This is a genomic window from Buchnera aphidicola (Aphis nerii) (assembly GCF_005083105.1).
Classification (GTDB): Bacteria; Pseudomonadota; Gammaproteobacteria; order Enterobacterales; family Enterobacteriaceae; genus Buchnera; species Buchnera aphidicola_AS.
The window spans coordinates 539,321-565,697 of sequence record NZ_CP034885.1 but is presented as its reverse complement, the minus strand read 5'-3'; the positions used below and the strand labels follow the sequence as shown (position 1 = coordinate 565,697).

At 27.6% G+C, this 26,377-nt stretch carries 41 protein-coding genes and 1 pseudogene; 40 read left to right on the top strand and 2 right to left on the bottom strand.

Annotation, left to right across the window (positions count from 1 at the left end; all coding sequences use genetic code 11):
- The first annotated feature begins 12 nt into the window (after positions 1-12).
- The 3 genes and pseudogenes from aroB (at position 13) to trpS (ending at position 3,014) form a co-directional block, all read left to right on the top strand.
- On the top strand, positions 13-1,095 hold the full coding sequence (gene aroB, locus D9V64_RS02745) for a 3-dehydroquinate synthase (protein WP_158367062.1): 1,083 nt from the start codon (positions 13-15) through the stop codon (positions 1,093-1,095).
- 202 nt (positions 1,096-1,297) lie between these two features.
- Positions 1,298-1,984, top strand: coding sequence for a ribulose-phosphate 3-epimerase (gene rpe, locus D9V64_RS02740; protein WP_158367059.1), 687 nt, complete (start codon positions 1,298-1,300; stop codon positions 1,982-1,984).
- A 26-nt stretch (positions 1,985-2,010) separates the two neighbouring features.
- Positions 2,011-3,014, top strand: a pseudogene (gene trpS / locus D9V64_RS02735) (tryptophan--tRNA ligase).
- Between the two features lie 78 nt (positions 3,015-3,092).
- On the opposite strand, the gene tsgA reads toward trpS, so the two are convergent.
- Positions 3,093-4,295 (bottom strand): MFS transporter TsgA, encoded by a 1,203-nt coding sequence (gene tsgA, locus D9V64_RS02730; protein WP_158367057.1) that lies wholly within the window; start codon positions 4,293-4,295, stop codon positions 3,093-3,095.
- Between the two features lie 330 nt (positions 4,296-4,625).
- On the opposite strand from tsgA, the gene D9V64_RS02725 reads away from it, so the two are divergent.
- Complete coding sequence (locus D9V64_RS02725; RefSeq protein WP_158367055.1) at positions 4,626-5,840, top strand: aspartate aminotransferase family protein; 1,215 nt, start codon at positions 4,626-4,628, stop codon at positions 5,838-5,840.
- A gap of 36 nt (positions 5,841-5,876) precedes the next feature.
- Here D9V64_RS02725 and D9V64_RS02720 read toward each other — a convergent pair whose 3' ends face one another.
- The gene (locus D9V64_RS02720; protein ID WP_158367053.1) at positions 5,877-6,122 is read right to left on the bottom strand and encodes a hypothetical protein; all 246 of its coding nucleotides are present in this window, start codon (positions 6,120-6,122) and stop codon (positions 5,877-5,879) included.
- Positions 6,123-6,205: 83 nt separating this feature from the next.
- Between D9V64_RS02720 and fkpA the strand changes: the two genes are divergently transcribed.
- The 36 genes from fkpA to rplQ all read left to right on the top strand — a co-directional run bounded on the left by fkpA (position 6,206) and on the right by rplQ (position 26,343).
- Positions 6,206-6,961, top strand: coding sequence for an FKBP-type peptidyl-prolyl cis-trans isomerase (fkpA, locus tag D9V64_RS02715; RefSeq protein WP_158367051.1), 756 nt, complete (start codon positions 6,206-6,208; stop codon positions 6,959-6,961).
- A gap of 19 nt (positions 6,962-6,980) precedes the next feature.
- The gene (gene tusD / locus D9V64_RS02710; protein WP_158367049.1) at positions 6,981-7,361 is read left to right on the top strand and encodes a sulfurtransferase complex subunit TusD; all 381 of its coding nucleotides are present in this window, start codon (positions 6,981-6,983) and stop codon (positions 7,359-7,361) included.
- A gap of 30 nt (positions 7,362-7,391) precedes the next feature.
- Entirely contained in the window at positions 7,392-7,751 is a 360-nt protein-coding gene (tusC, locus tag D9V64_RS02705) for a sulfurtransferase complex subunit TusC (RefSeq protein ID WP_158367047.1), read from the top strand.
- A 12-nt stretch (positions 7,752-7,763) separates the two neighbouring features.
- Positions 7,764-8,051 (top strand): sulfurtransferase complex subunit TusB, encoded by a 288-nt coding sequence (gene tusB, locus D9V64_RS02700; protein ID WP_158367045.1) that lies wholly within the window; start codon positions 7,764-7,766, stop codon positions 8,049-8,051.
- A gap of 116 nt (positions 8,052-8,167) precedes the next feature.
- On the top strand, positions 8,168-8,542 hold the full coding sequence (gene rpsL, locus D9V64_RS02695; RefSeq protein WP_158367043.1) for a 30S ribosomal protein S12: 375 nt from the start codon (positions 8,168-8,170) through the stop codon (positions 8,540-8,542).
- Positions 8,543-8,566: 24 nt separating this feature from the next.
- Positions 8,567-9,037 carry a 30S ribosomal protein S7 gene (gene rpsG, locus D9V64_RS02690; RefSeq protein ID WP_158367041.1) on the top strand — a complete coding sequence of 157 codons (471 nt, stop codon included), beginning with the start codon at positions 8,567-8,569 and terminating at the stop codon, positions 9,035-9,037.
- Between the two features lie 92 nt (positions 9,038-9,129).
- Positions 9,130-11,238 (top strand): elongation factor G, encoded by a 2,109-nt coding sequence (gene fusA / locus D9V64_RS02685; protein ID WP_158367039.1) that lies wholly within the window; start codon positions 9,130-9,132, stop codon positions 11,236-11,238.
- A 45-nt stretch (positions 11,239-11,283) separates the two neighbouring features.
- A complete protein-coding gene (gene tuf, locus D9V64_RS02680) occupies positions 11,284-12,468 on the top strand; it encodes an elongation factor Tu (protein ID WP_158367037.1) in 1,185 nt (394 codons plus the stop codon).
- Positions 12,469-12,724: 256 nt separating this feature from the next.
- Positions 12,725-13,036 carry a 30S ribosomal protein S10 gene (rpsJ, locus tag D9V64_RS02675; protein WP_053940444.1) on the top strand — a complete coding sequence of 104 codons (312 nt, stop codon included), beginning with the start codon at positions 12,725-12,727 and terminating at the stop codon, positions 13,034-13,036.
- A gap of 26 nt (positions 13,037-13,062) precedes the next feature.
- Complete coding sequence (gene rplC / locus D9V64_RS02670; RefSeq protein ID WP_158367035.1) at positions 13,063-13,692, top strand: 50S ribosomal protein L3; 630 nt, start codon at positions 13,063-13,065, stop codon at positions 13,690-13,692.
- Positions 13,693-13,709: 17 nt separating this feature from the next.
- Positions 13,710-14,315 (top strand): 50S ribosomal protein L4, encoded by a 606-nt coding sequence (gene rplD / locus D9V64_RS02665; protein ID WP_158367033.1) that lies wholly within the window; start codon positions 13,710-13,712, stop codon positions 14,313-14,315.
- A complete protein-coding gene (gene rplW / locus D9V64_RS02660; RefSeq protein WP_158367030.1) occupies positions 14,312-14,614 on the top strand; it encodes a 50S ribosomal protein L23 in 303 nt (100 codons plus the stop codon). The genes rplD and rplW overlap by 4 nt, the downstream gene beginning before the upstream one ends.
- A gap of 16 nt (positions 14,615-14,630) precedes the next feature.
- Positions 14,631-15,452: a 50S ribosomal protein L2 gene (rplB, locus tag D9V64_RS02655; RefSeq protein ID WP_158367028.1), complete on the top strand. Its 822-nt coding sequence runs from the start codon at positions 14,631-14,633 to the stop codon at positions 15,450-15,452.
- 17 nt (positions 15,453-15,469) lie between these two features.
- Positions 15,470-15,748, top strand: a complete 279-nt coding sequence (gene rpsS, locus D9V64_RS02650; RefSeq protein ID WP_158367025.1) for a 30S ribosomal protein S19 — start codon at positions 15,470-15,472, stop codon at positions 15,746-15,748.
- 15 nt (positions 15,749-15,763) lie between these two features.
- Positions 15,764-16,096 carry a 50S ribosomal protein L22 gene (rplV, locus tag D9V64_RS02645; protein ID WP_158367023.1) on the top strand — a complete coding sequence of 111 codons (333 nt, stop codon included), beginning with the start codon at positions 15,764-15,766 and terminating at the stop codon, positions 16,094-16,096.
- Between the two features lie 16 nt (positions 16,097-16,112).
- Entirely contained in the window at positions 16,113-16,817 is a 705-nt protein-coding gene (rpsC, locus tag D9V64_RS02640; protein WP_158367021.1) for a 30S ribosomal protein S3, read from the top strand.
- Positions 16,818-16,829: 12 nt separating this feature from the next.
- Complete coding sequence (gene rplP, locus D9V64_RS02635; RefSeq protein WP_158367019.1) at positions 16,830-17,240, top strand: 50S ribosomal protein L16; 411 nt, start codon at positions 16,830-16,832, stop codon at positions 17,238-17,240.
- Entirely contained in the window at positions 17,240-17,437 is a 198-nt protein-coding gene (rpmC, locus tag D9V64_RS02630; RefSeq protein WP_158367017.1) for a 50S ribosomal protein L29, read from the top strand. The genes rplP and rpmC overlap by 1 nt, the downstream gene beginning before the upstream one ends.
- Positions 17,437-17,688: a 30S ribosomal protein S17 gene (gene rpsQ, locus D9V64_RS02625; protein ID WP_158367015.1), complete on the top strand. Its 252-nt coding sequence runs from the start codon at positions 17,437-17,439 to the stop codon at positions 17,686-17,688. The genes rpmC and rpsQ overlap by 1 nt, the downstream gene beginning before the upstream one ends.
- Positions 17,689-17,799: 111 nt before the next feature.
- The gene (rplN, locus tag D9V64_RS02620; protein ID WP_158367013.1) at positions 17,800-18,168 is read left to right on the top strand and encodes a 50S ribosomal protein L14; all 369 of its coding nucleotides are present in this window, start codon (positions 17,800-17,802) and stop codon (positions 18,166-18,168) included.
- 21 nt (positions 18,169-18,189) lie between these two features.
- The gene (gene rplX, locus D9V64_RS02615) at positions 18,190-18,507 is read left to right on the top strand and encodes a 50S ribosomal protein L24 (RefSeq protein ID WP_158367011.1); all 318 of its coding nucleotides are present in this window, start codon (positions 18,190-18,192) and stop codon (positions 18,505-18,507) included.
- Positions 18,508-18,530: 23 nt separating this feature from the next.
- Positions 18,531-19,070, top strand: coding sequence for a 50S ribosomal protein L5 (rplE, locus tag D9V64_RS02610; RefSeq protein ID WP_158367009.1), 540 nt, complete (start codon positions 18,531-18,533; stop codon positions 19,068-19,070).
- A gap of 27 nt (positions 19,071-19,097) precedes the next feature.
- Positions 19,098-19,403 (top strand): 30S ribosomal protein S14, encoded by a 306-nt coding sequence (gene rpsN / locus D9V64_RS02605; protein ID WP_158367007.1) that lies wholly within the window; start codon positions 19,098-19,100, stop codon positions 19,401-19,403.
- 19 nt (positions 19,404-19,422) lie between these two features.
- The gene (rpsH, locus tag D9V64_RS02600; RefSeq protein WP_158367005.1) at positions 19,423-19,815 is read left to right on the top strand and encodes a 30S ribosomal protein S8; all 393 of its coding nucleotides are present in this window, start codon (positions 19,423-19,425) and stop codon (positions 19,813-19,815) included.
- Positions 19,816-19,825: 10 nt separating this feature from the next.
- The gene (rplF, locus tag D9V64_RS02595; RefSeq protein ID WP_158367003.1) at positions 19,826-20,362 is read left to right on the top strand and encodes a 50S ribosomal protein L6; all 537 of its coding nucleotides are present in this window, start codon (positions 19,826-19,828) and stop codon (positions 20,360-20,362) included.
- Between the two features lies 1 nt (position 20,363).
- Positions 20,364-20,729 (top strand): 50S ribosomal protein L18, encoded by a 366-nt coding sequence (rplR, locus tag D9V64_RS02590; RefSeq protein ID WP_158367001.1) that lies wholly within the window; start codon positions 20,364-20,366, stop codon positions 20,727-20,729.
- 13 nt (positions 20,730-20,742) lie between these two features.
- Positions 20,743-21,249: a 30S ribosomal protein S5 gene (gene rpsE, locus D9V64_RS02585; RefSeq protein WP_158366998.1), complete on the top strand. Its 507-nt coding sequence runs from the start codon at positions 20,743-20,745 to the stop codon at positions 21,247-21,249.
- A 10-nt stretch (positions 21,250-21,259) separates the two neighbouring features.
- Positions 21,260-21,439 (top strand): 50S ribosomal protein L30, encoded by a 180-nt coding sequence (gene rpmD / locus D9V64_RS02580; RefSeq protein ID WP_158366997.1) that lies wholly within the window; start codon positions 21,260-21,262, stop codon positions 21,437-21,439.
- Positions 21,440-21,442: 3 nt separating this feature from the next.
- Complete coding sequence (rplO, locus tag D9V64_RS02575) at positions 21,443-21,877, top strand: 50S ribosomal protein L15 (RefSeq protein WP_158366995.1); 435 nt, start codon at positions 21,443-21,445, stop codon at positions 21,875-21,877.
- Positions 21,878-21,887: 10 nt separating this feature from the next.
- Positions 21,888-23,207: a preprotein translocase subunit SecY gene (secY, locus tag D9V64_RS02570; RefSeq protein WP_158366992.1), complete on the top strand. Its 1,320-nt coding sequence runs from the start codon at positions 21,888-21,890 to the stop codon at positions 23,205-23,207.
- Between the two features lie 32 nt (positions 23,208-23,239).
- Positions 23,240-23,356 (top strand): 50S ribosomal protein L36, encoded by a 117-nt coding sequence (gene rpmJ / locus D9V64_RS02565; RefSeq protein WP_071880116.1) that lies wholly within the window; start codon positions 23,240-23,242, stop codon positions 23,354-23,356.
- Between the two features lie 90 nt (positions 23,357-23,446).
- A complete protein-coding gene (rpsM, locus tag D9V64_RS02560; RefSeq protein ID WP_158366990.1) occupies positions 23,447-23,803 on the top strand; it encodes a 30S ribosomal protein S13 in 357 nt (118 codons plus the stop codon).
- Between the two features lie 17 nt (positions 23,804-23,820).
- Positions 23,821-24,213, top strand: coding sequence for a 30S ribosomal protein S11 (rpsK, locus tag D9V64_RS02555; protein WP_158366988.1), 393 nt, complete (start codon positions 23,821-23,823; stop codon positions 24,211-24,213).
- Positions 24,214-24,238: 25 nt separating this feature from the next.
- A complete protein-coding gene (gene rpsD / locus D9V64_RS02550; protein ID WP_158366985.1) occupies positions 24,239-24,859 on the top strand; it encodes a 30S ribosomal protein S4 in 621 nt (206 codons plus the stop codon).
- A gap of 30 nt (positions 24,860-24,889) precedes the next feature.
- Positions 24,890-25,879, top strand: a complete 990-nt coding sequence (locus tag D9V64_RS02545) for a DNA-directed RNA polymerase subunit alpha (protein WP_158366983.1) — start codon at positions 24,890-24,892, stop codon at positions 25,877-25,879.
- A gap of 59 nt (positions 25,880-25,938) precedes the next feature.
- On the top strand, positions 25,939-26,343 hold the full coding sequence (gene rplQ / locus D9V64_RS02540; RefSeq protein ID WP_158366981.1) for a 50S ribosomal protein L17: 405 nt from the start codon (positions 25,939-25,941) through the stop codon (positions 26,341-26,343).
- The last annotated feature ends 34 nt before the right edge of the window (positions 26,344-26,377 follow it).

Sequence of the window (26,377 nt, the reverse complement as noted above, 5' to 3'; positions counted from 1 at the left end):
AGTGTAATAATCATGGAATTATTAAAAGTTATTTTAGGTGAACGTAGTTATCCAATTACTATTGGATCTGGTATCATTGAAAATGATGATATTTTCTTTCCTTTAAAACCAGGCAATCAAGCTATGTTAGTAACAAATAAAACATTAGCTAATCTTTTAAAAGACAAAGTATTTTTTCAATTAAGAAAATCAGGAATAAAAATAGATCAAGTAATTATTTCAGACGGCGAACAATTTAAAACATTGAATGAAATAGAAATGATAATTTCTGCATTACTTGAAAAAAAACATTCTCGTGATACTACATTAATTGCATTAGGTGGAGGTGTAATAGGTGATATAACTGGTTTTGCAGCATCTATTTATCAAAGAGGTATTCGTTTTATTCAAATACCGACTACTCTTTTATCACAAGTAGATGCTTCTGTTGGAGGTAAAACAGGCGTAAATCATTTATTAGGTAAAAATATGATAGGTTCCTTTTGGCAACCTTCTTCAGTTATTATAGATATTAACTTTTTGAAAACATTACCTCATAACGAATTGATTTCAGGAATATCTGAAATTATTAAGTATGCTATTATTTTTGATGAAATATTTTTTAATTGGTTAGAAGAAAATATTGAAAAAATATTGTTATTAGATCAAAAATCTATGTCATTCTGTATTAGAAAATGTTGTGAATTAAAATCGAAAATTATTTCTCTTGACGAACGAGAAAAAAATTTTAGAGCATTGTTGAATTTTGGTCATACATATGGTCATGCTATTGAAGCACATGCTGGTTATGGTAGTTGGTTACATGGTGAAGCAATATCGGTAGGTATGGTTATGGCATCTCGTACATCAGAGTTGCTTGGTTATTTAAAGAAAATTGATTATAAAAGAATAATTACTTTATTAAAAAAAGTTGGATTACCTATTAAAGGTCCAAAAAATATGTCTGCAGTTTCATATTTACCATATATGATGCGTGATAAAAAAGTTATTTCAGGTGAAATGAGATTAGTACTTCCTATTTCTATAGGAAAAGCAAAAGTTTTTTCTGGAATTGATAAAAATATCATACTAAGTGCAATAAAAGATTCTCAATAAATTTTTATATACTATAAGATATTTTTAAATTTTTTTTAAGTTACTTTATGTTTTAAAAAGTAAAAATTTTTAATATTTTATATCAAATAATTATTTAAAAATTAATGATATATCATTTTTTAAATTAATTTTATATATTTTAATTCTAAAATTTATTTTTTTATTATTAATTATCTATCTAATTTAAAATAGGAAAATTAATATGAAAAATTTTTTGTTAGCTCCATCCATTTTATCTGCAGATTTTGCATGTTTAGGGGAAGAATCAAAAAAAGTTATTGATGCAGGTTGTGATTGGATACATTTTGATGTTATGGATAATCATTATGTACCTAATTTAACAATGGGACCTATGATTTTAAAATCACTTCGTAATTATAATATCAATGTACCTATTGATGTACATTTAATGACAAAACCAGTGGATAATTTAATTCCTCAATTTGCCAAAGCAGGTGCTAGCTTTATCACATTTCACCCAGAATCAACACAACACATTGATCGTACATTAAATTTAATTAAAGAAAATGGTTGTAAAGCTGGTTTAGCATTTAATCCATCTACTTCTCTTAATTTTTTAGATTATATAATAGATAAATTAGATTTAATTTTATTAATGTCAGTCAATCCTGGTTTTAGTAATCAATCTTTTTTACCATCTACATTTAATAAATTACGTGAAGTACGTAAATTGATTGATTTAAATTCACTAGATATTTTTTTAGAAGTAGATGGTGGAGTGAAATTAGAAAATGTTTCTGAAATAGCTTATTCTGGAGCAAATGTATTTGTAATTGGTTCTGGAATTTTTGACTATCCTGATCATCAAAAGATTATTAAAAATATTCGCCAAGAATTAAAATATTCTTATTTTAAATCTATTCACTAATATTTTTTATTTAGGATTTTAAATTTATGTTTACTAATTATAAGCCAATATTATTTAGTGCTATACAGCCTTCTGGTAAATTAACTCTTGGGAATTATATTGGTACTATGCGTCATTGGTCAAACATGCAGGAAAAATATGAATGTTTATATTGTATTGCTGATTTACATGCATTAACTACAATTAATAAAAAAAAAATTTAAAAAATTCAATATTAGATACTTTAGCATTATATTTGGCTTGTGGTGTTGATCCTGAAAAAAGTATTATTTTTGTTCAATCGCAAGTTCATCAACATAGTCAATTAAATTGGATTTTAAGTTGTTTCAGTCAATTTAGTGAATTATCTCGAATGAATCAGTTTAAAGTTAAAAAAACACAAAATTATACTAAAAATATTAATATGGGTTTATTTAACTATCCTATTTTAATGGCTTCAGATATTTTATTATATCAAACAAATTTTGTTCCAGTAGGGAGAGATCAAAAGCAACATTTAGAATTAACATGTGATATAGCTCATCGGTTTAATGTATTCTATGGAAATATTTTTACTATACCTGAAGCAATTATCAATGAAAATGGTGCTAAAATTATGTCTTTATTAGATCCTACTAAAAAAATGTCTAAATCTGATACAAATCAAAGTAATGTGATTTTTTTATTAGAAGATATTTCTTCTATTTTTTTAAAAATAAAACATTGCCTTACAGATTCAGAAAATCCTCCAAAAATATATTACGATTCTAATAAAAAATCAGGTATTTCGAATTTATTAGAAATTCTTTCTGCAATAACTAATAAAAAAATTGATATTTTAGAAAAAGAATTAAGTGGTGTTATGTATAGTGAATTTAAGAACATTGTTGCTGATAGCATATCTAAATTTTTATTAAAATTACAAAAATCTTATATTAATTACCGAAAAGATGAAATTTTTTTAAAGAAAATTATTAAAAATGGAGCAATTAAAGCGCGTTTAAAATCTCAAGAAACTTTGAAAAAAGTTTATTCTATTATTGGAATGTAGTAGTTTTATAAAATAAATTAAATAAATAAACCAGAAATAATTATATTCTAGTTTATTTATTATATGAATACTAATTTTTTACATAAAAAATTTTTTAATTATAGTAGTTTTTATTTTTTCAAAATAGATGCAATATTTTCTATTTATTAAAATTATTAAAGATAAGAAGAATACTATTCCATATAATATGTTCGAACATATTAAAGTTGCGTATAGTCCTTTTTGATTAACAATCGGACTAGTAATAATAAATGTTAATAATGTTCCAACAGTCCCAAAAAAAAGAATTATATTTATTAATTTTGCAGATGGTTTTTTTGTTTGCAATGAAGCTAATGTAATAATTATAATATAAATAGCACTGGAAAAAAAACCTAAACTAATAATAATGTATTTCATTATTAAATAGTTAGAATTATGTATATATACATACATTAGTACTGCAGAAATACCAGATAGAAAAACAAATATATGTTTTAAATTAAAAAATTTTATTATAAAACTAAAGAACCACATACCAATCATATATGCCATCCAAAAATCACTAACTAAATTTCCTGTTTTTTTTATGTTAATATGCATATTTTCTGTTGCGTATTGAGGTACCCAAGAAATAAAACTTAATTGTCCTAAAATATATAATAATGCAGATATAGATAGTAAAAATATATTAAAATTCCATTCTTTTATTATATTTATATTATTTGTTTTTTCTTTTAATTTTGGAAAATTTAAATTAATTGATAAGATGAAAATTATAAAATAAATAGCTCCTATACATACATATATCCAATACCATAAAAATTTGTTCTCTAATAAATATGCTGCAATAATAGGAAAAATCATTCCAGACATGCTAAAAAAAGAATCAGTTAGTAAAAGTTGTGATCCTCTTTTTGGTCCAGAATATAACATTGTAATAATAAGTGTACCAATTGACATAGTAATACCACTTACTAGTCCTAGAATAAAAATATTGACAGAAAATAACCATATATTTTTAGAAAATATGACTCCTAAAATAGAAATTATAGAAAATATAAATCCATATATTAATTGTTTTTTTAATGAAATTATGTTAATCAACCAAGAATTAAGTAAGATTGAAAATAATATGCCTGCATTTAAGCAAGTAAAAATATTACTCATTTCCGATATAGATAAATCGAAGTAATTAGCAATATCTCCCATTATCATTCCTGTAACTACAATTAATGCACCTGTGAAAGCGTATGAAAAAAAACTAATCCATGTAAGTCCTATTTGGTTAATGTTTTTCACTTTTTTCACCTGTTTTTGTAAATTTTAAAATTTTTAAAATATTAAAATCTTTTTATCTTTATTTAATATATTATTTTTAACAATACATAATGATATTAAGGTATTAAAAATCTAAAATGTTTTTAAAATTCGATATATAAAAGCTATTTACTTACTATTTTATTAATAAAATAAGTTTAAATTTAATAAAATATCATGTATATTTTAATTTTATTAATCTAAATTTTTTTATTTAAAAAATTTTTGATTGTTTGTAAATTCTTAAATATTTTAAAAATATATTTTTTAAAAAATTTATTAATTTAATAAATATATATTTTAGGAAATTTAATGATATTAAAAAATACATCAGTTACAAGAAATAATTTCGATGATTTAATTTTACCTTTTTACAAACCTTCTTATTTTATTCCGGTAAAAGGTCAAGGTAGTCGTATTTGGGATCAAGAGGGAAAAGAATATATTGATTTTTCTGGTGGAATTGCAGTTACATCATTAGGTCATTGTCATCCTATATTAAATAAAGTTTTAAATTATCAAAGTAAAAAAATATGGCATACTAGTAATATTTTTACAAACGAACCATCTTTAAGATTAGCTAAAAAATTAATTCTATCAAGTTTTGCATCTTATGTTTTCTTTGCTAATTCAGGAGCTGAAGCAAATGAAGCAGCATTTAAATTAGCACGTTATTATGCTGCGAAAAAGTATCATTTAAAAAAAAATAATATTATTTCTTTTTATAATTCATTTCATGGTAGAACATTTTTTACAGTATCTGTTGGTGGTCAAGCAAAATACTCTGATTGTTTTGGACCGAAACCATCAGGTATTCAACATGCAGAATTTAATAAAATTGAAAGTGTAAGAAAGTTAATTAATAAAAATACTTGTGCAATAGTTTTAGAATTAATTCAAGGTGAAGGAGGGATTATTCCAGCTTCAAAACCTTTTCTTGAAGAACTTAGAATACTATGTAACAAATATAATGCATTATTAATTTTTGACGAAGTACAAACAGGTATAGGTAGAACTGGCAAATTATTTGCATATGAGCATTATTCAATAAAACCTGATATTTTAACAATTGCTAAATCTTTAGGTGGTGGATTTCCAATTAGCGCAATGTTAACGACAAGCGAAGTCAAATCTGTTATTAAACCCGGCATTCATGGTACAACATATGGAGGTAATCCGCTTGCGTGTGCTATTGCTGAAGCAACAATTGATATTATTAATACGAAAGAAGTTTTATCTGGTGTTCAAAAAAAATTAAGTAAAATTATTTTTGAATTAAATATTATTAATGAACGTTTTAAATTATTTAAAGAAATTAGAGGTATGGGTTTGCTTGTTGGTATCGTGTTAGAACAAAAATTTATTAAAAAAATATATGAGATTTTATATGTTTCCTTTTTAGAAGGTGTGATTTTTTTAACTGCAGGCAATAATGTAATCAGGATGGCTCCTTCGTTAATTATTACCGAAATTGATATTATTGAAGGTATGAAGCGTTTTTGTTGTGCTTTAGAAAAGATTTTATAATTTTTTAAAATTTATTTAAATCAATTAATAGTATAATTAATAATGCGGAGGTCGTTGTGATGCTAATAACTGATTAATATATAGTTTCATATAATTTAATTGCTTCGATAAATCACATATGGTTTCGTGAATTTTTTTAATTTCTATTTGATGTAACAAAATTTTTTTTTTAAGTTCATTAATGTGTTTTTTTTGATTATAAATTTTTTTTGTTTTATTTTGCATTTTTTTAACTTGTTTAATTTTAATATAAAGTTTTTTATTTTTTTGGTTTGACAACATATTATATTAAATAATTTAGATTTAAGAAAGATTATTTAATATAAAATTTTTAAAAAATAGAAATTTATTTAATGGAGCAATAAATGATTTTTTTTCGTCTAAAAAGAATTATATTATTATTTTTTTTATTTTATATTCCTACTTCATATTCAGAACAACAATCAAACAATCAAATTAAAACTTATGTAGAAAATAAAAAAATTTTCAAAAATGAAAATGAGAAAGTAGGTTATGCACTAGGAGTTTCTTTAGGTAATTATGTGAATCAATCTTTTGAAAAACAACAAAAATTAGGAATTCAACTAGATAAGTATAGTCTTTTGTCAGGTATTCAAGATGCTATTTCAAATAATTTACAATTATCTAATCAAGAAATTTCTGAAATTCTTGAAAAATTAGAAAAGAAAATTAAAGATGCAACTAAAATTCAAATTAAAAAAGATGAAAAAGAAAATTTAATTCAAGGTAAAATATACATGCAAAAATTTTCTGAAATGCAAGGCGTACATAAAACTCAAAGTGGATTAATGTATATTATAGAAAAACCAGGTGAAGGTGAAGAAATTACAGAAAATACAGAAATAACTGTTCATTATAAAGGATATTTAACTAATGGATTTGAATTTGATAACTCCTATAATAGAGGAAAACCCGTTGTATTTATGTTAAAAGATGTAATACTAGGATGGCAAGAAGGTTTAAAATATATTAAGAAAGGTGGAAAAATTAAATTAGTTATACCTCCTTATTTAGCATATGGAAATATGAGTTTAAATGGAATCCCAGGAAATTCCACTTTAACTTTTGAAATAGATTTAATTGATGCAAAAAATAATTAATATTTTAAAATAAATAATAATGAAATATACAATTTTAGTTACAGGTTCTTTATATGGAACGCAAAATGCTAGTACAGCTTTTTTATTTTGTAAATCATTAATTAAAATGAATCAAACATTAAATAGTATTTTTTTTTATTGTGATGGTGTGCTTAATGCTAATATTATAAATAAAGTACCTGTTGATGAATTTGATTTAGTTGAAGGTTGGCAAAAATTACATAAAAAATACAATGTTCAATTATATGTATGTGCTAGTGCTGCTTTAAGGAGAGGTATTGTAGAAGATAATACTATACTTCAATTTAAGAAGGGAAATTTAGCACCTTTTTTTAAATTTAGTGGATTATTAGAATTAGGAAATTCTATAAATATTTCAGATCGTATAATACAATTTTGATCTATAACTTTAATTTAATGTAATAATTTTATGAAAAAAATTGCTTTTATTTTTTCTCACGCACCACATGGAACAACTTTCGGAAAAGAAGGATTAGATGCAGTTTTGGGGGTTTCAGCTGTTTTAAAAAAAATCAGTTTATTTTTCATTGGTGATGGTGTTTTTCAATTGTTAAAAAATTATAAATCAGAAAGAATTTATAGTCGTAATTATACTTCTTTATTTTCTTTTTTATATTCGTATGAAATAAAAAATTTTTATTGTTGTAAATTATCTTTAGTTGAAAGAGGATTGAATTTTAATACTGAATTTATATTAAAAGTTAATATATTAAATTCATATTTTTTACGTTTGAAATTAGATAATCATGATGCAATTATTAATTTTTAAGGTAAATTTATTATGTTACATACTTTAATACAATCACCTTATTCAAGTAATATATCTCTTCTTATCAAAATTTTAAAAAAGACAGATGATTTTTTGGCTTTACAAGATGGTGTTTTAATTGCTTTAACTGATAATATTTTTTTAGATAGTATTATTTCCTCTTCAGCGAACTTATATCTTATAAAAGAAGACGTTTATGCGAGAGGTATTATAAATAATATATCTCATAATTTCATATTAGTTAGTTATATTCATTTCGTTTCATTAACACTTAAAAATAAAACACAAATGACTTGGTAAAATATACCTGGTTATTTTGATTTATATATCCAGTCCTAAAATTCTACATTATAATATGTCTCGTTTTTTTATTATGTTAAAATTACTCAGAAAATTAATTATCAATAGGAAATTATATGGCCACAGTTAATCAATTGGTCCGTAAACCTCGTTTGCGAAAAGTAATAAAAACTAATGTACCTGCTTTATCGAATAGTCCTCAAAAAAGAGGTGTATGTACTCGAGTTTATACAACTACTCCTAAAAAGCCTAATTCAGCATTACGTAAGGTATGTCGAGTAAGATTAACTAACGGATTTGAAGTTACAGCGTATATAGGTGGAGAAGGACATAACTTACAAGAACATTCTGTAATTTTAATACGTGGTGGAAGAGTTAAAGATTTACCTGGAGTTCGATATCATGTTATTAGAGGTTCTTTAGATTGTGCAGGTGTTAAAGAACGCAAAAAAGGTCGATCTAAATATGGTGTTAAAAAAGTAAAAGTTTAATTATTTAAATTCTAAGGATTTTATATGCCTCGTCGTCGTGTTATTGTTGCTAGAAAAATTTTACCAGATCCAAAGTTTTCCTCAGAGTTATTGGCTAAATTTATTAATATTTTAATGATAGATGGAAAAAAATCTATTGCTGAAGTTATTGTTTACAGTGCTTTAAAAAATTTATCAAAACGAACAGAAAAAAAAGAATTAGAAGCATTTGAAATTGCTTTAGAAAATGTACGTCCTACTGTCGAAGTTAAATCGCGTCGAGTTGGTGGTTCTACATATCAAGTACCTATTGAAGTACGTCCAATACGTCGAAATGCATTGGCTATGCGATGGATTATAGATTCAGCTCGTAAAAGAGCGGATAAATCCATGGCTTTACGTTTATCAAATGAGTTATATGATGCACTTGAAAATAAAGGGGCTTCTGTTAAAAAAAGAGAAGAAGTTCATCGTATGGCTGAAGCAAATAAAGCATTTGCTCATTATCGTTGGTAACTGTTTTTTTAAAAAATTTAATAATTTATATTAATTGAATATTTTAATTTTTCTTTAAATAACCTTTAAAAAACTAAAAGTAAAAACTTATTATGTCTCGTACAACACCTATTTCTCGATATCGAAACATTGGAATTAGTGCTCATATAGACGCTGGAAAAACTACTACTACAGAAAGAATTCTTTTTTATACTGGAATTAATCACAAAATTGGCGAAGTACATGATGGCGCAGCTACAATGGATTGGATGGCTCAAGAACAAGAAAGAGGAATAACAATTACGTCTGCTGCCACTACTGCGTTTTGGAGTGGTATGGGAAAACAATTTAAATCTCATAGAATTAATATTATTGATACTCCTGGGCATGTAGATTTTACTATAGAAGTAGAACGTTCTATGCGTGTATTAGATGGTGCAGTTATGGTTTATTGTGCAGTAGGTGGTGTTCAACCTCAATCTGAAACTGTTTGGAGACAAGCTAATAAATATAATGTGCCTCGAATAGCTTTTATAAATAAAATGGACCGTATGGGTGCAAATTTCTTGAAATCCATGAAACAAATAAAAACACGATTAGGAGGTAACCCCGTACCTTTACAATTGCCTATTGGTTCAGAAGAATCTTTTACAGGTGTAATAGATTTAATTAAAATGAAAGCAATTGAATGGCAAGATTTTGATCAAGGAATTACTTTTACTTATAGAGATATTCCTAAAGATATGTTGGAATTATCTGAAAAATGGCATCAAAATCTAATTGAATCAGCTGTTGAATCTAATGAAAATCTTATGGAAAAATATTTAAATGGAATAGAATTATCTGAGAAAGAAGTAAAATTGGAATTAAGAAAACGTTCTTTAAATAATGAAATAACACTAATAACTTGTGGTTCAGCTTTTAAAAATAAAGGAGTTCAAGCATTATTAGATGCAATAATTGAATATTTACCTGCTCCTAATGATATACAAGATATTAAGGGTGTTTCAAATAATCAAAAAAATACTCCAGCTATTAGATTATCAAATGATGATGCTCCATTTTCAGCTTTAGCATTTAAAATTGCTAGTGATCCATTTGTCGGTAATCTAACATTTTTCCGAGTATATTCAGGAATAGTAAAATCAGGAGACACTGTATTTAATTCTGTAAAATCTCAGCGTGAAAGATTTGGTAGAATTGTTCAAATGCATGCTAATAAAAGAGAAGAAATAAAGGAAGTATATGCAGGTGATATAGCTGCAGCAATTGGACTTAAAGATGTTACTACTGGAGATACATTATGTGATTTAAATGAACCCATTATATTGGAACGTATGGAATTTCCAGATCCAGTAATATCAATATCAGTAGAACCTAAAACAAAAGCTGATCAAGAAAAAATGGGTATAGCATTAAGTAGATTAGCTAAAGAAGACCCATCTTTCAAAGTTCATACTGATCAAGAATCTAATCAAACAATTATTTCTGGGATGGGTGAGTTACATCTAGAAATCATTGTTGATCGAATGAAAAGAGAATTTAGTGTTGATGCTAATATTGGTAAACCACAAGTAGCATATCGTGAAACGATTTTAAATAAAGTTACTAATATTGAAGGTAAACATATTAAACAATCTGGTGGTAGAGGACAATATGGTCATGTTGTTATAGAATTATTTCCATTAGAACCAGGAGGTTTAGGATATTCTTTTATTAATGATATTAAAGGTGGTGTAATACCTAATGAATATATTTCTGCAATTGATAAAGGTATTCAAGAACAACTAAAATATGGACCTTTAGCAGGTTATCCGGTGGTAGATATAGGAGTACGCCTTTATTTTGGTTCATATCATGATGTTGATTCTTCAGAATTAGCATTTAAACTTGCCGCTTCTTTAGCATTTAAAAGTGGTTTTAAACAAGCAAATCCTATTTTGTTAGAACCTATAATGAAAGTAGAAGTAGAAACTCCAGATGATTACATGGGTGATGTTATTGGTGATTTAAATCGTCGCAGAGGTATTATTGAAGGTATGCAAGATTTATCTATAGGTAAAATTATTAATGCTTGTGTGCCTTTATCTGAAATGTTTGGTTATGCTACTGATTTACGTTCTCAGACGCAAGGAAGAGCTTCATACTCTATGGAATTTTTGAAATATGTAGAAGCACCTTCTAACATCTCTGAGTTAATTATTCAAAAGAAAACTAAATAATTATTTTTAAAAACTTTTATTATTGTAAATATAAAGGACAAGAAAATGTCAAAAGAAAAATTTCAGCGTTTAAAACCTCATATTAATGTTGGTACTATTGGTCATGTAGATCATGGTAAAACAACATTAACTGCTGCAATTACCACTGTATTATCAAAAAAATATGGTGGATCTGCACGTGCATTTGATCAAATAGATAATGCTCCAGAAGAAAAAGCAAGGGGTATTACTATTAACACTTCTCATGTAGAATATGATACAGAATTAAGACATTACGCACACGTTGATTGTCCAGGTCATGCGGATTATATTAAAAATATGATTACTGGAGCAGCTCAAATGGACGGTGCTATTTTAGTAGTTGCTGCTACTGATGGACCTATGCCTCAAACACGAGAACATATTTTACTTGGCAGACAAGTTGGTGTACCTTACATTGTTGTATTTCTAAATAAATGTGATATGGTAGATGACGAAGAATTATTAGAATTAGTAGAAATGGAAGTTCGTGATTTATTAACTCAGTATGATTTTCCAGGAGATGATACTCCTATTATTCGCGGATCTGCCTTAAAAGCATTAGAAGGTGATCCTGAGTGGGAGTCTAAAATATTAGAATTATCTAAATTTTTAGATAGCTATATCCCTGAACCGAAAAGAGCTATTGATCAACCCTTTTTATTGCCTATAGAAGATGTTTTTTCTATATCAGGAAGAGGAACAGTTGTTACTGGAAGAGTTGAAAAAGGAATTATTAAAGTTGGTGAAGAAGTGGAAATTGTAGGTATTAAAAAAACAACTAAAACTACTTGTACTGGTGTTGAAATGTTTAGGAAGTTATTAGATGAAGGTCGTGCTGGAGAAAATGTAGGTGTTTTACTTCGCGGTACAAAACGTGATGAAATCGAAAGAGGACAAGTATTATCAAAACCCGGTAGTATTCATCCACATACAACATTTGAGTCTGAAGTATATGTTTTATCAAAAGAAGAAGGCGGTCGACATACTCCATTTTTTAAAGGATATCGTCCTCAGTTTTATTTTCGAACTACTGATGTAACAGGTTCTATCGAATTACCTGAAGGTATAGAAATGGTAATGCCAGGAGATAATATAAAAATGACTGTCACTTTAATTCATCCTATTGCTATGGCAGATGGATTAAGATTTGCAATACGTGAAGGTGGTAGAACCGTTGGTGCTGGAGTTGTTTCTAAAGTATTAGTTTGATGTTTATTTTATATTGTACTTAGTTGAATTTATTAAGAAAAGAGTATACAATGCTCTTTTCTTGGTATTCAAATTATTATAGGTTATTTTTTTTAAATAAAATAGTTTAAAGATTTAAAAACGTTTTTTATTTTAAATATTTTAAAATACTCCTAATATAGGAGTTATATAGTATTTTTTATTAATTACATCTAATCTCTAAAAAATAGAGAGAAGGTAAAATTTTTATTTTTTAATAAATTGGAGTTCTGGTATAATGCAGAACCAAAGAATTCGTATTCGTTTGAAAGCATTTGATCATCGATTAATTGATCAATCAACTACAGAAATTGTTGAAACAGCAAAAAGAACTGGTGCACAAGTTCGTGGACCTATTCCACTTCCTACTCGAAAAGAACGGTTTACTATTTTAATTTCTCCACATGTTAATAAGGATGCACGTGATCAATATGAAATTCGAACACATAAACGATTAATTGATATAGTAGAACCTACTGAAAAGACTGTTGATGCACTTATGCGACTTGATCTCGCTGCTGGTGTAGATGTTCAAATTAGTTTAGGTTAATTAGATAGACATATAAGGTTTTTAAAATGATTGGTTTAATTGGTAAAAAACTTGGTATGACTCGTATTTTTACCAAGGAAGGATATTCAGTTCCTGTAACTGTAATTAAGTTTGAAGAAAATCGAATAACTCAGATAAAAGATATGAAAATTGATGGATATCGTGCAATTCAACTTACAACAGGTATCAAAAAATTAAATAGGCTTAAAAAACCACAATCAGGTCATTTTTTAAAAGCTGGCGTTGTTCCTGGTCGTGGTTTGTGGGAGTTTAAAATCGATAAAAATGAAAAATTTCAGTTAGGTCAAAATATTGAAATTAATATTTTTAATGATATTAAGAAAGTAGATATTACAGGTACTTCTAAAGGAAAAGGTTTTTCAGGTACGGTTAAACGTTGGAATTTTCGTACTCAAGACGCAACGCATGGAAACTCTTTATCGCACAGGGTTCCAGGTTCTATTGGTCAAAATCAAACCCCCGGCAGAGTATTTAAAGGAAAAAAAATGGCGGGACAATTAGGAAATAAACGGGTTACGGTACAAAATTTAAATATAATACGTATTGATGAACATCGCAATTTACTTTTAGTAAAAGGTGCGGTTCCGGGACCTACAGGTAGTGATCTTATTGTTAAACCAGCTATTAAGATTTGAGGAATAAGGAATTAAGCATGGAATTAGTAGTTAAAGACGTGCAAAACCTTCTTAGTGTTTCTGAAATCATTTTTGCTCGAGATTTTAATGAAGCTCTAATTCATCAAGTGGTTGTTGCTTATTCAGCGTCTACTCGTCAAGGTACGAGAGCACAAAAAAGTCGTGCTGATGTTTCTGGTTCAGGTAGAAAACCATGGCGTCAAAAAGGAACTGGACGTGCTCGAGCAGGTTCTTTTAGAAGTCCTATTTGGCGTTCAGGAGGAGTTACATTTGCTGCAAAACCAAAACAATATTCTCAAAAAATTAATAAAAAAATGTACCGTGGTGCATTAAAAAGTATTTTTTCAGAATTAATACGTCAAAAAAGATTAATTATTTTTGAAAATTTTTCATTAAATTTACCTAAAACTAAACTATTAGTTGAAAAATTAAAAAAAATAAATTTAAAGAATGTTCTTATTATTACAAAAAAGTTAGATAATAATTTATTTCTTGCATCTAGAAATTTATATTCAGTTGATGTAAAAGATGCGTATTCTATAGATCCAGTTAGTTTAATTGCATTTGAATATGTTTTAATTACTGTTGATGCTTTAAAAAAAATAGAGGAAATACTTTCATGATTTTTGAAGAACGTTTATTGAAAATATTACTCTCTCCACATATTTCCGAAAAATCATCTATATTAACAGAAAAATATAATACTGTTGTTTTAAAAGTTTTGAAAGATTCCACTAAACATGAAATTAAATATGCTGTAGAAAAATTATTTAATATACGAGTTGATAGTGTAAAAACAGTACGCATTAAAGGAAAAAACAAACGTCAATCTAATCGGATTATTTTTCGAAGTGATTGGAAAAAAGCATATGTTAAAGTCAAAAAAGGTCAAAATTTAGATTTTATAAGTAATATAGAGTAGTTAGAGGAAATAAAAAATGGCAGTTGTTAAATGCAAGCCCACATCTCCTGGTCGACGTCATGTTATTAAAGTTGTCAATAAGGAATTGTATAAAGGAAGACCATATTCTTCACTTATTGAAAAAAAAAATAAAACTGGAGGACGTAATAATAATGGTAGGATTACAACTCGACATATTGGTGGTGGACATAAAAGAGCATATCGTATTATAGATTTTAAACGAAATAAAGATAATATAGATGCTGTAATAGAAAGATTTGAATACGATCCTAATCGATCCTCTAATATTGCCTTGATATTGTATAAAGATGGACAAAGAAGTTATATTTTAGCTCCTAAAGGTTTAAAAGTAGGTGATATTGTTGCATCAGGATTAAATGTTCCTATAAAAATAGGAAATACTTTGCCTATTAAAAATATTCCTATTGGTTCATTTATTCATAATGTAGAAATGAAACCAGGAAAAGGAGGTCAAATTGCCAGATCTGCAGGAAGTTATGTTCAATTAGTAGCATGTGATAAGGATTATGCAACTTTGCGATTAAGATCTGGTGAAATGAGAAAAACCGAATCAAATTGTAGAGGTACAATTGGTGAAGTAGGAAATGCAGAACATATGTTAAAAGTTCTAGGAAAAGCTGGTTCTTCACGTTGGCTTGGAATTCGGCCAACTGTTAGAGGTACTGCTATGAATCCAGTGGATCATCCTCATGGTGGTGGTGAAGGTAGAAATTTTGGAAAACATCCAGTAACACCTTGGGGCATTCAAACAAAAGGCAAGAAAACTAGAAAAAATAAACGTACGGAGAAATTTATTTTACGTCATCGTCATAAATAACTTTAGAGAATAATTTTATGCCACGTTCCTTGAAAAAAGGTCCTTTTATTGATGTTAGTTTATTAAAAAAAGTAGAAAAAGCAGTAAAATTAAATGATAAAAAACCTTTAAAAACTTGGTCTAGACGTTCAACAATATTTCCAAATATGGTTGGTTTGACAATATCTGTACACAATGGTCGGAATCATATTCCTATTTTTATTACTGAAGAAATGGTTGGACATAAATTAGGTGAATTTTCTTTAACTCGTACTTATAGAGGACATACTGCTGATAAAAAAGTAAAAAAACGTTAAATAAAAGAGGAATAAATGGAAACTTTAGCTCAATATCGAAAAGCACGATCTTCTGCTCAAAAACTTCGTTTAATTGCAGATTTGATTCGTGGGAAAAAAGTACCAAAAGCATTGAATATATTAAATTTTAATAATAAAAAAGCAGCAGTTTTAGTTAAAAAGGTACTAGAATCAGCTATAGCAAATGCAGAACATAATGATGGTATTGATATCGATCAATTAAAAGTTAAAAATATATTTGTAGATGAAGGTTCTACAATGAAACGAATGATGCCTCGTGCTAAAGGACGGGCTGATCGTATTTTAAAACGTACTAGTCATATTACTGTAATTGTTTCTGATTGTTAATGTTTTGGAGAATATAATGGGTCAAAAAGTTCATCCTAATGGCATGCGATTGGGTATAATTAAAAAATGGAATTCTGTATGGTTTTCAAATACTAAAGAGTTTGCAGATCATTTAGATAGTGATTATAAAGTTCGACAGTTTTTAATGAAAGAATTAAATAAAGCATCAGTATCTCGTATTGTAATTGAAAGACCAGCGAAAAGTATTCGTGTCACTATTTATACATCTCGGCCAGGCATTGTAATCGGTAAAAAAGGTGAAGATGTCGAAAAATTAAGAATTTTTATTGCAAAAATAACTGGTGTTCCAGCTCAAATTAATATTGCAGAAGTGAGAAAACCTGAGTTAGATGCTAAACTTGTTTCCGATAGTATTACATCTCAATTAGAAAGAAGAGTAATGTTCCGCAGAGCTATGAAGAGATCTGTTCAAAATGCGATGCGGCAAGGTGCAAAAGGTATTAAGGTAGAAGTGAGTGGTCGTTTAGGTGGAGCTGAAATAGCTCGTAGAGAATGGTATAGAGAAGGAAGAGTTCCTTTGCATACTCTTCGTGCAAATATTGATTATAGTATTTCAGAAGCTCATACAACATATGGTGTTATCGGTGTAAAAGTTTGGATTTTTAAAGGTGAGATATTAGGTGGTATGTCTGCTATAGAACAATTAGAAAAAAAACCATCTACTCAATTAAAAAAGCAACATCGTAAAAATCGAAAGTAGGAGAATTTATTAATGTTGCAGCCAAAACGTACTAAATTTCGTAAAATGCATAAAGGTCGAAATCGTGGACTTTCCATGAGCACTAACATTAATTTTGGTGTTTTTGGATTGAAAGCTGTTGATCGCGGACGTTTGACAGCTCGACAAATTGAATCTGCAAGACGAGCTATAACACGTTGTATTAAAAGGCAAGGTAAAATTTGGATACGTGTTTTTCCTGATAAACCTATAACACAAAAACCATTAGAAGTTAGAATGGGCAAAGGAAAAGGGAATGTTGAATATTGGGTTGCTTTAGTACAACCTGGTAAAATTCTTTATGAATTAGATGGAGTTTCTGAAGAAGAATCTCGTGTAGCTTTTAAGTTAGCTGCATCGAAATTACCTATAAAAACTACTTTTGTAACTAAAATGGTAATGTAATGAAGAATTTATCAAAACTTCGTGAAAAAAACTTAAAAGATCTTAATATAGAACTTTTGGAATTATTAAGAGAACAATTTAATCTTCGTATGCAATGTGCGTCTGGAAAATTAAAACAATCACATTTGCTAAAAAAAGTGAGACGAGATATTGCACAAGTAAAAACGATATTAACTGAAAAGGAGTATATTAAATAATGGAAAAAATTCGTACTTTACAAGGTCGTGTTATAAGCAATAAAATGAATAAATCAGCTGTTGTTGCGATTGAACGTTTTGTAAAACATAAAATTTATAAAAAATTTGTTAAAAAAACTACAAAACTTCATATTCATGATGAAGAAAATCAATGTTCTACAGGTGATTTAATAGAAATTCGAGAATCTCGACCTATTTCTAAGACTAAGTCTTGGATTTTAGTGCGTATTGTTGAAAAAACTATCTTTTAAAAAACATGTTAAAACATGATCAAACTTAGGTCTGTTCATGTTTTTTATTAATAGAAAATCACTATTAATATAATAATATTATATACTGTGATTTATTTGGAATAATAAAATATGATTCAAGAACAAACTATTTTAAATGTAGCTGATAATTCTGGTGCACGTTCAGCTATGTGTATTAAAGTATTAGGCGGATCTCGCCGTCGTTATGCTAAAATTGGTGATATCATTAAAATTACAGTAAAAGAAGCTATACCTAGAGGTAAAGTAAAAAAAGGAGAAGTCTTAAAAGCAGTCGTCGTTAGAACAAAAAAAGGTGTAAGAAGATCTGACGGTTCAATTATTCGTTTTGATAGCAACTCCTGTGTGATTTTAAATAACAATGAACAACCTGTAGGAACTCGTATTTTTGGTCCTGTTACTCGAGAATTAAGAAATGAAAAATTTATGAAAATTATTTCATTAGCTCCGGAAGTTTTATAAAAAAAATTAAAGGAATATAAAATGGCATTTAAATTACGTCAAAATGATGAAGTAATTATTTTGACAGGCAAAGAAAAAGGGAAAAAAGGTATTATTAAAAATATTTTATTTCCTAATAAAGTAATTGTTCAAGGTTTAAATTTAGTAAAAAAACATCAGAAACCTGTACCTTCTCAAAATATAAACGGTGGTATTCTTGAAAAAGAAGCACCAATACACATTTCAAATGTTGCTATTTTAAATCCAGAATCTAAAAAATCAGATCGTATTGGTTTCAGATTTGAAGCAGGTAAAAAAATTCGTTTTTTTAAATCAAATGGAAAAATAGTTAAAAAATAGATACGATATTTTTGGAGTAATTGATGACTAAATTATATAGTTATTATAAAACGCAAGTAGTTAAAAAACTTATGATAACATTAAATTATAGTTCTATTATGCAAGTACCTAGAATTGATAAAATTGTTTTAAATATGGGTGTAGGATCTGCCGCTTCAGATAAAAAAATTTTAGACAATGCTTTTTTAGACTTAACTGTAATATCTGGACAAAAACCAATCATTACAAAAGCAAGAAAATCTGTAGCTGGTTTTAAAATTAGAAAAGGTTATCCTATTGGTTGTAAAGTAACATTACGTGGTAAAAGAAAGTGGGATTTTTTTGAACGTCTCATTAGTATTGCTATTCCACGTATTAGAGATTTTAGAGGTTTGTCAGTTAATTCTTTTGATGGTAGAGGCAACTATAGTTTAGGAATACGTGAACAAATTATTTTTCCTGAGATTGATTATGATAAAATTGATCGTGTTCGTGGCTTAGATGTAACTATTACTACGACTGCTAAATCAGATCATGAAGGTCATTTATTATTATCTGCTTTTAATTTTCCTTTCCGTAAATAATAAATTAATATAATTTAAGGTAATCTAATGGCTAAACAATCAATGAAAGCACGTGAAATAAAACGTATAAAATTAGCTAATAAATTTTATGCACAACGTATGGCACTTAAAAATATTATTAATAATATTAAATTATCAGAAGAAGAACGTTGGGAAGCTGTACTTAAATTGCAAGTTTTTCCTCGTGATTCTAGTCCTTCTCGACAAAGAAATCGATGTCGTCAAACAGGTCGTCCACACGCTTTTTTAAGAAAGTTTGGTCTTAGTCGTATTAAAGTTAGAGAAGCAGCTATGAAAGGTGAAATTCCTGGTTTAAAAAAAGCTAGTTGGTAATATTTTTTAGGAGTTTAAAATGAGTATGCAAGATCCAGTAGCTGATATGTTAACACGTATTAGAAATGGTCAATCAGCTAACAAATATTCTGTTAAGATACCTGCTTCTAAATTAAAAACTTCTATAATACAATTATTAAAAAAAGAAGGTTATATTAATGATTATATTGTAAAAGGTAAAAATAAATTAGAATTGGAAGTTATTTTAAAATATTTCAAAGGTAAATCTGTAATAGAAAAAATTCAACGAGTAAGCCGTCCAAGTTTACGAATATATAAAAAAAAGAATGATTTACCAAAAGTCATGGCAGGATTGGGAATAGCTATTATTTCAACTTCTCATGGGATTATGACAGATCATATGGCTCGTAAACTTGGTTTTGGTGGCGAAGTTATATGTTATGTAGCTTAAAGGAGAAAACATGTCTCGTATTGCTAAACGTCCCATTTCTATTCCTAAAGATATTAAAATTGAATTAAATGATCAGTTTATATCTATTCAAGGGAAATATGGTTGTCTTTCACGTACTATTCATGATGCAGTTGAAGTAAAATACATAAATCATACAATTATTTTTTCAGCACGTTTAGGATTTTCTGATGGCTGGGCACAAGCTGGTACATCTAGGGCTCTTGTTTATTCAATGATTGTAGGAGTTTCAGAAAAATTTAGCAAAAAATTGCAATTTTCTGGAGTAGGTTATCGTGTTTCAATGACAAAAGATAATATTATTAATATGTCACTAGGATATTCTCATCCAATTTTATACTCTTTACCTCCTTATATTGAAGTAGAATGTTTGTCTACTACAGAGATTATAATTAAAGGAATAGATAAACAACTAGTCGGACAAGTTGCTGCTAATTTAAGATCGTATCGTAAACCAGAACCTTATAAAGGAAAAGGCATTCGATATTCAGATGAAACTGTTCGTGTAAAAGAGGCTAAGAAAAAATAACATGATTGTTTCTAAAAATTCCAAAATAAACTCTCGTATACGTCGATTCAAAAAATCACGTTGTAAAATGAAATCATTAGGGGTAATTCGTCTAGTTGTACATCGTACTTCTCGTCACATGTATGCTCAAATAATTTCTGCTGAATCAAAAGTTTTAGTTTGTGCATCAACTGTAGAAAAAAAAATAAAATGTAGTTTAAAATATACTGGTAATAAAGAATCTGCAGAAATTATTGGAAAAACTATTGCTAAAAGAGCTTTATTAAAAGGAATATCTAATATTTCTTTTGATCGTTCTGGTTTTAAATATCATGGTCGTATAAAAGTATTAGCAGATTCTGCTCGAAATTTTGGATTAAAGTTTTAAGGTGAAATATAAAATGGCTAATATTGAAAAAAAAAATAATAATGAATTACAGGAAAAACTAATTACTGTTAATCGTGTTTCAAAAACTGTTAAAGGTGGTCGTATTTTTTCATTTACAGCTTTAACGGTAGTGGGTAATGGTAATGGACGAGTTGGTTTTGGATATGGAAAAGCACGTGAGGTTCCAGCAGCAATTCAAAAAGCAATGGAAAAAGCGAAACGAAATATGATTAGTATACCCTTATCTAATAAAACTTTACAACATTCTATCAAGGGTTCACATACTGGATCTAATGTCTTTATGAAACCGGCTTCAGATGGTACTGGTATTATTGCAGGTGGTGCTATGCGAGCAGTTTTAGAAGTTGCTGGTATACATAATGTATTAGCTAAAACATATGGATCGACTAATCCTATAAATGTAGTTCGTGCTACTATAAATGGTTTAATTAATATGAAATCTCCAGAAATGATAGCAGCAAAGAGAAATAAGTCTATTGAATATATATTAGGAGGATAAATTTTAATCAATGAAGACTATTAAAATTACTCAAATTAAAAGTTCAATAGGAAGAATTCCTAAGCATAAAAAAACGTTATCTGGTTTAGGATTACGTTATATTGGACATACTATTATTCTTCAAGACACCCCTTCAGTCCGAGGTATGATTAAAAAAGTATCGTATATTTTAAAAATACAAGAGACATAATTTATGCATTTAAATACTTTATCCCCATCATTTAAATCTAAAAAAAATAGAAAACGATTAGGTCGTGGTATTGGATCTGGTTTTGGTAAAACTGCTGGTAGAGGACATAAAGGTCAAAAATCTAGATCTGGTAGTAGTATAAATCGTGGTTTTGAAGGTGGACAGATGCCTTTATATAGAAGATTACCTAAATTTGGATTTAAATCTAAGAAACAAAAGATTACTACTGAAGTAAGATTATCTCAAATATCAGATTTATCAAATACAGTAATTGATTTAAAATTTTTAAAAGCAAAAAATATTATTAATAAAAATATTAAACATGTAAAAATTATTCTTGCAGGAAAATTAAAAGTGCCTTTAATATTACGTGGTTTACGTGTAACTAAAGGTGCACGTTTATCCATTGAAAATCATGGTGGTAAAATTGAAGGATAATTAGTAAATAATGATTAATAAATTAGGAATGAAATTTAAAAATTCTCAAAAAAGTATCAATGAATTAAAAAGTAGAATTATTTTTGTAATTATTTCATTGATTATTTTTCGTATTGGTTCTTTTATTCCTATACCTGGAATTGATACTACAATTTTATCTAGAATATTAAATAATCAAAAAGGTACTATTTTTGAAATGTTTAATATGTTTTCTGGTGGTTCTCTTAATCGTGCTTCTATTTTTGCATTAGGTATTATGCCTTATATATCAGCATCTATTATCATTCAATTATTGACATTAATAATTCCTTCTTTTGCTGAAATAAAAAAAGATGGAGAAAGTGGTCGTTATAAAATTAATCAATATACGAGATATGCTACTTTAATATTAGCTTTTTTTCAATCAATTGGAGTTGTTACAAGTTTGTCTAGTATATCTAGTGTACGACCTATTATTATCAATGCAGATTTTTATTTTTATTTTACTGCAATTATTATATTAGTAACTGGTACTATGTTTTTAATGTGGTTAGGTGAATTAATTACAGAATGCGGTATTGGTAATGGTATTTCTATTATAATTTTTACTGGTATAATAGCAGGCTTACCTTCATCTATTATACATACAATTGAAGAAACTAGACAAGGACATTTACATTTTTTATTATTTTTATGTGTTTTAATATTGATTTTTTTAGTGGTATTTTTAGTTGTTTTTATTGAACGAAGTCAAAGAAAAATTATTGTTCATTATGCTCAACGTCAAAAAGGTCGTCGTATTTATTCGGCACAAAGTACTCATTTACCTTTAAAAATAAATATGTCTGGTGTTATACCTGCAATATTTGCTTCTAGTGTTGTTTTATTTCCAGCTACTGTTATATCCTGGTTTGGTATAGATAAAAAATATATTTTTTTAAAAAAAATTGCATTTTATTTTCAACCTAATCAACCTTTATATTTAATATTATATATAATTTCTATTATTTTCTTTTGTTTTTTTTATACTGGATTAGTTTTTAATCCTCGTGAAACAGCAGATAATCTAAAAAAATCAGGTGCTTTTATTACAGGTATTAGACCAGGTGAACAAACAGCTAAATATATTAATAAAATTATGTTGCGATTAACATTATTTGGTTCTGTATATATTACATTTATTTGTTTAGTACCAGAATTTATGAGAAGTGCTATGAATGTTCCATTTTATTTTGGTGGTACATCATTATTAATTGTAGTTGTAGTAATTATAGATTTTATTGGACAAATTCAAACTTTAATAATGTCTAGTAAATATGATTCTATCCTAAAAAAAGCTAAATTAAATTAAATATTTTTTATTAATAGTCAAAGGTAATCTTAATGAAAGTAAAGGCTTCTGTTAAAACACTGTGTCGAAATTGTAAAATTATACGACGTAATAACGTTGTCAGAGTGATTTGTAGTAATGATCCTAAACACAAACAACGTCAAGGTTAAATTTTATAAATTTTACAAATATTATCAATAATATATATTGATACATTTATTATCTTCATCTATTTTAATGAATTTTAAGGATTATATAGAATGGCACGTATTGCAGGTATTAATATTCCTGAAAATAAACATACTATAGTTGCATTAACAGCAATATATGGAATTGGAAAAAAACGTTCTAAAATTATTTGTAATAAATCTAATATTTCAGAAACTGTCAAAATTATAGATTTAAAAGAATCAGAAATTGAATTATTGAGAGAAAATGTTTCTAAATATGTTGTTGAAGGTGATTTAAGAAGAGAAAAAACTTTAAATATTAAACGATTAATTGATCTTAATTGTTATCGTGGTGTACGTCATCGAAAAAATCTGCCTGTTCGTGGGCAAAGAACTAAAACAAATGCTCGTACTTGCAAAGGCCCTAGAAAAGCTATAAAAAAATAATTTAGGTAATTTAAATTATGGTAAAAAATCAAGTTGTTCGAAATCGTAAACGTATAAAAAAACAAATAACAGATGGTATAGCACATATTCATGCGTCATTTAATAATACAATTGTTACTATTACTGATCGACAAGGTAATGCTTTAGGTTGGGCAACTTCTGGAGGTTCTGGTTTTAGAGGTTCTAGAAAATCTACTCCTTTTGCAGCTCAAGTTGCAGCTGAACGTTGTGCTGAAATAGTAAAAGATTATGGTATAAAAAATTTAGAGGTTATGGTAAAAGGTCCTGGTCCAGGTAGAGAGTCTACTATTAGAGCTTTAAATGCTGCTGGATTTCGTATCACAAATATTACTGATGTAACACCTATTCCTCATAATGGTTGCCGTCCTCCTAAAAAACGTCGTGTTTAAATTTTAGGAATTATTGGAGAACAAAATGGCAAAATATTTAGGTCCTAAATTAAAATTAAGTCGACGTGAAGGAACTGATTTATTTTTAAAATCTGGCTTCCGTTCAATAGAATCAAAATGTAAATTAGAACATCCACCTGGACAACATGGTATTCGTAAACCTAGGTTGTCCGATTATGCAATTCAATTACGTGAAAAACAGAAAGTGCGTCGTCTTTATGGTGTTTTAGAAAAACAATTTAGAATATATTATCAAAAAGCTTCACGTTTAAAAGGTAATACTGGAGAAAACTTATTACAAATTTTAGAAAGAAGACTAGATAATGTAGTCTATCGTATGGGATTTGGATGTACACGTTCTGAAGCAAGACAATTAATTAGTCATAAGTCTATTCAAGTTAATAATCGTATTGTTAACATTGGATCATACCAAGTTTCTCCTAATGATCGTATATCTATTAAAGAAAAATCAAAAAATCAATCTCGAATTAAAGCTGCTTTAGAAATTAGTGAACAACGAGAAAAACCAATTTGGATTGAAGTAGATTTTATTAAAATGGAAGGGGTTTTTAAAAATTTCCCTGAACGTTCAGATTTATCTGCAGAAATTAACGAACATTTGATTGTTGAACTTTATTCTAAGTGATAAGTTTACTATTAGATATAGAGGTTTATTATGCAGAATTCTATTATAAATTTTTTAAAACCACGTTTAGTTGATATTGAACAAATTACTCCAACTCATACTAAAGTTACGTTAGAACCACTAGAACGAGGTTTTGGACATACACTTGGTAATGCATTACGAAGAATTTTATTATCATCTATGCCAGGTTGTGCTGTAACAGAAGTGGAAATTGATGGTGTTCTTCATGAATATAGTACTAAAGAAGGAATTCAAGAGGATATTTTAGAAATTTTATTAAATTTGAAAGAATTAGCAGTGAAATTACATGGAAAAGATGAAGTTTTTATAACTCTTAAAAAATCAGGTATTGGTTGTGTTACCGCTGCAGATATTATACATGATAATGATGTTGAAATCATAAAACCAGATCATGTTATTTGTAATTTAACTGATCATAATGCATCTATTCAAATGAGAATTAAAGTTCAACGTGGACGAGGTTACATTCCAGCTTCGTCTAGAGTACATATAGAAGAAGATTCAAGACCCATAGGTTGTTTATTAGTAGATGCATGTTATAGTCCAATAAATCGTATTGTTTATAATGTTGAAGCAGCACGAGTTGAACAAAGAACAGATTTAGACAAATTAATTATTGAAATGAAAACAAATGGAACCATTGATCCTGAGGAAGCTATAAGACGTGCGGCAACTATTTTATCAGAACAATTAGAAGCATTTGTTGACTTAAGAGATGTAAAAGAACCTGAAATAAAAGAAGAAAAACCTGAGTTTGAACCTATTTTATTACGCCCTGTAGATGATTTAGAACTAACTGTACGATCTGCTAATTGTCTTAAGGCCGAAGCTATACATTATATAGGTGATTTAGTACAAAAAACTGAAGTTGAACTTTTAAAAACACCTAATTTAGGAAAAAAATCACTAACTGAAATCAAAGATATATTAGCTTCACGAAATTTATCTCTTGGAATGAAATTAGAAAAATGGCCTCCATTGAATATTTTAGAAGAGTAATTTTTATTGGTAAATTTTTTATATTACTTATTCGTATTTTTTGTAAAGGTATAAAAATCATGAGACACCGTAAAATTGGTCGTCAGTTGAATTGTAATAGTAGTCATCGTAGTGCTATATTTAAAAATATGGCATGTTCATTATTTATTAATGAAATTATCAAAACTACTTTAGCAAAAGCGAAAGAATTGCGTCGGTTTGTTGAACCTATGATTACTTTGTCGAAAATAGATAATGTTGCTCGTAGAAGATTGGTATTTTCCAGAATTAGAAATAATGAAGTAGTTGCTAAATTATTTCAAAATCTAGGTCCTATATTTTCTAATAGGCATGGTGGATACACTCGTATTTTAAAATGTGGATTTAGATCTGGAGATAAAGCCCCTATGGCTTATATTGAATTAGTTGATCGTGTTAAAAAAATCGATACAAAAGATAACAATATTAAAAAGATTAAAAGTTAATATTTAGCTAATTTAAATTTTATTAACTTGAATA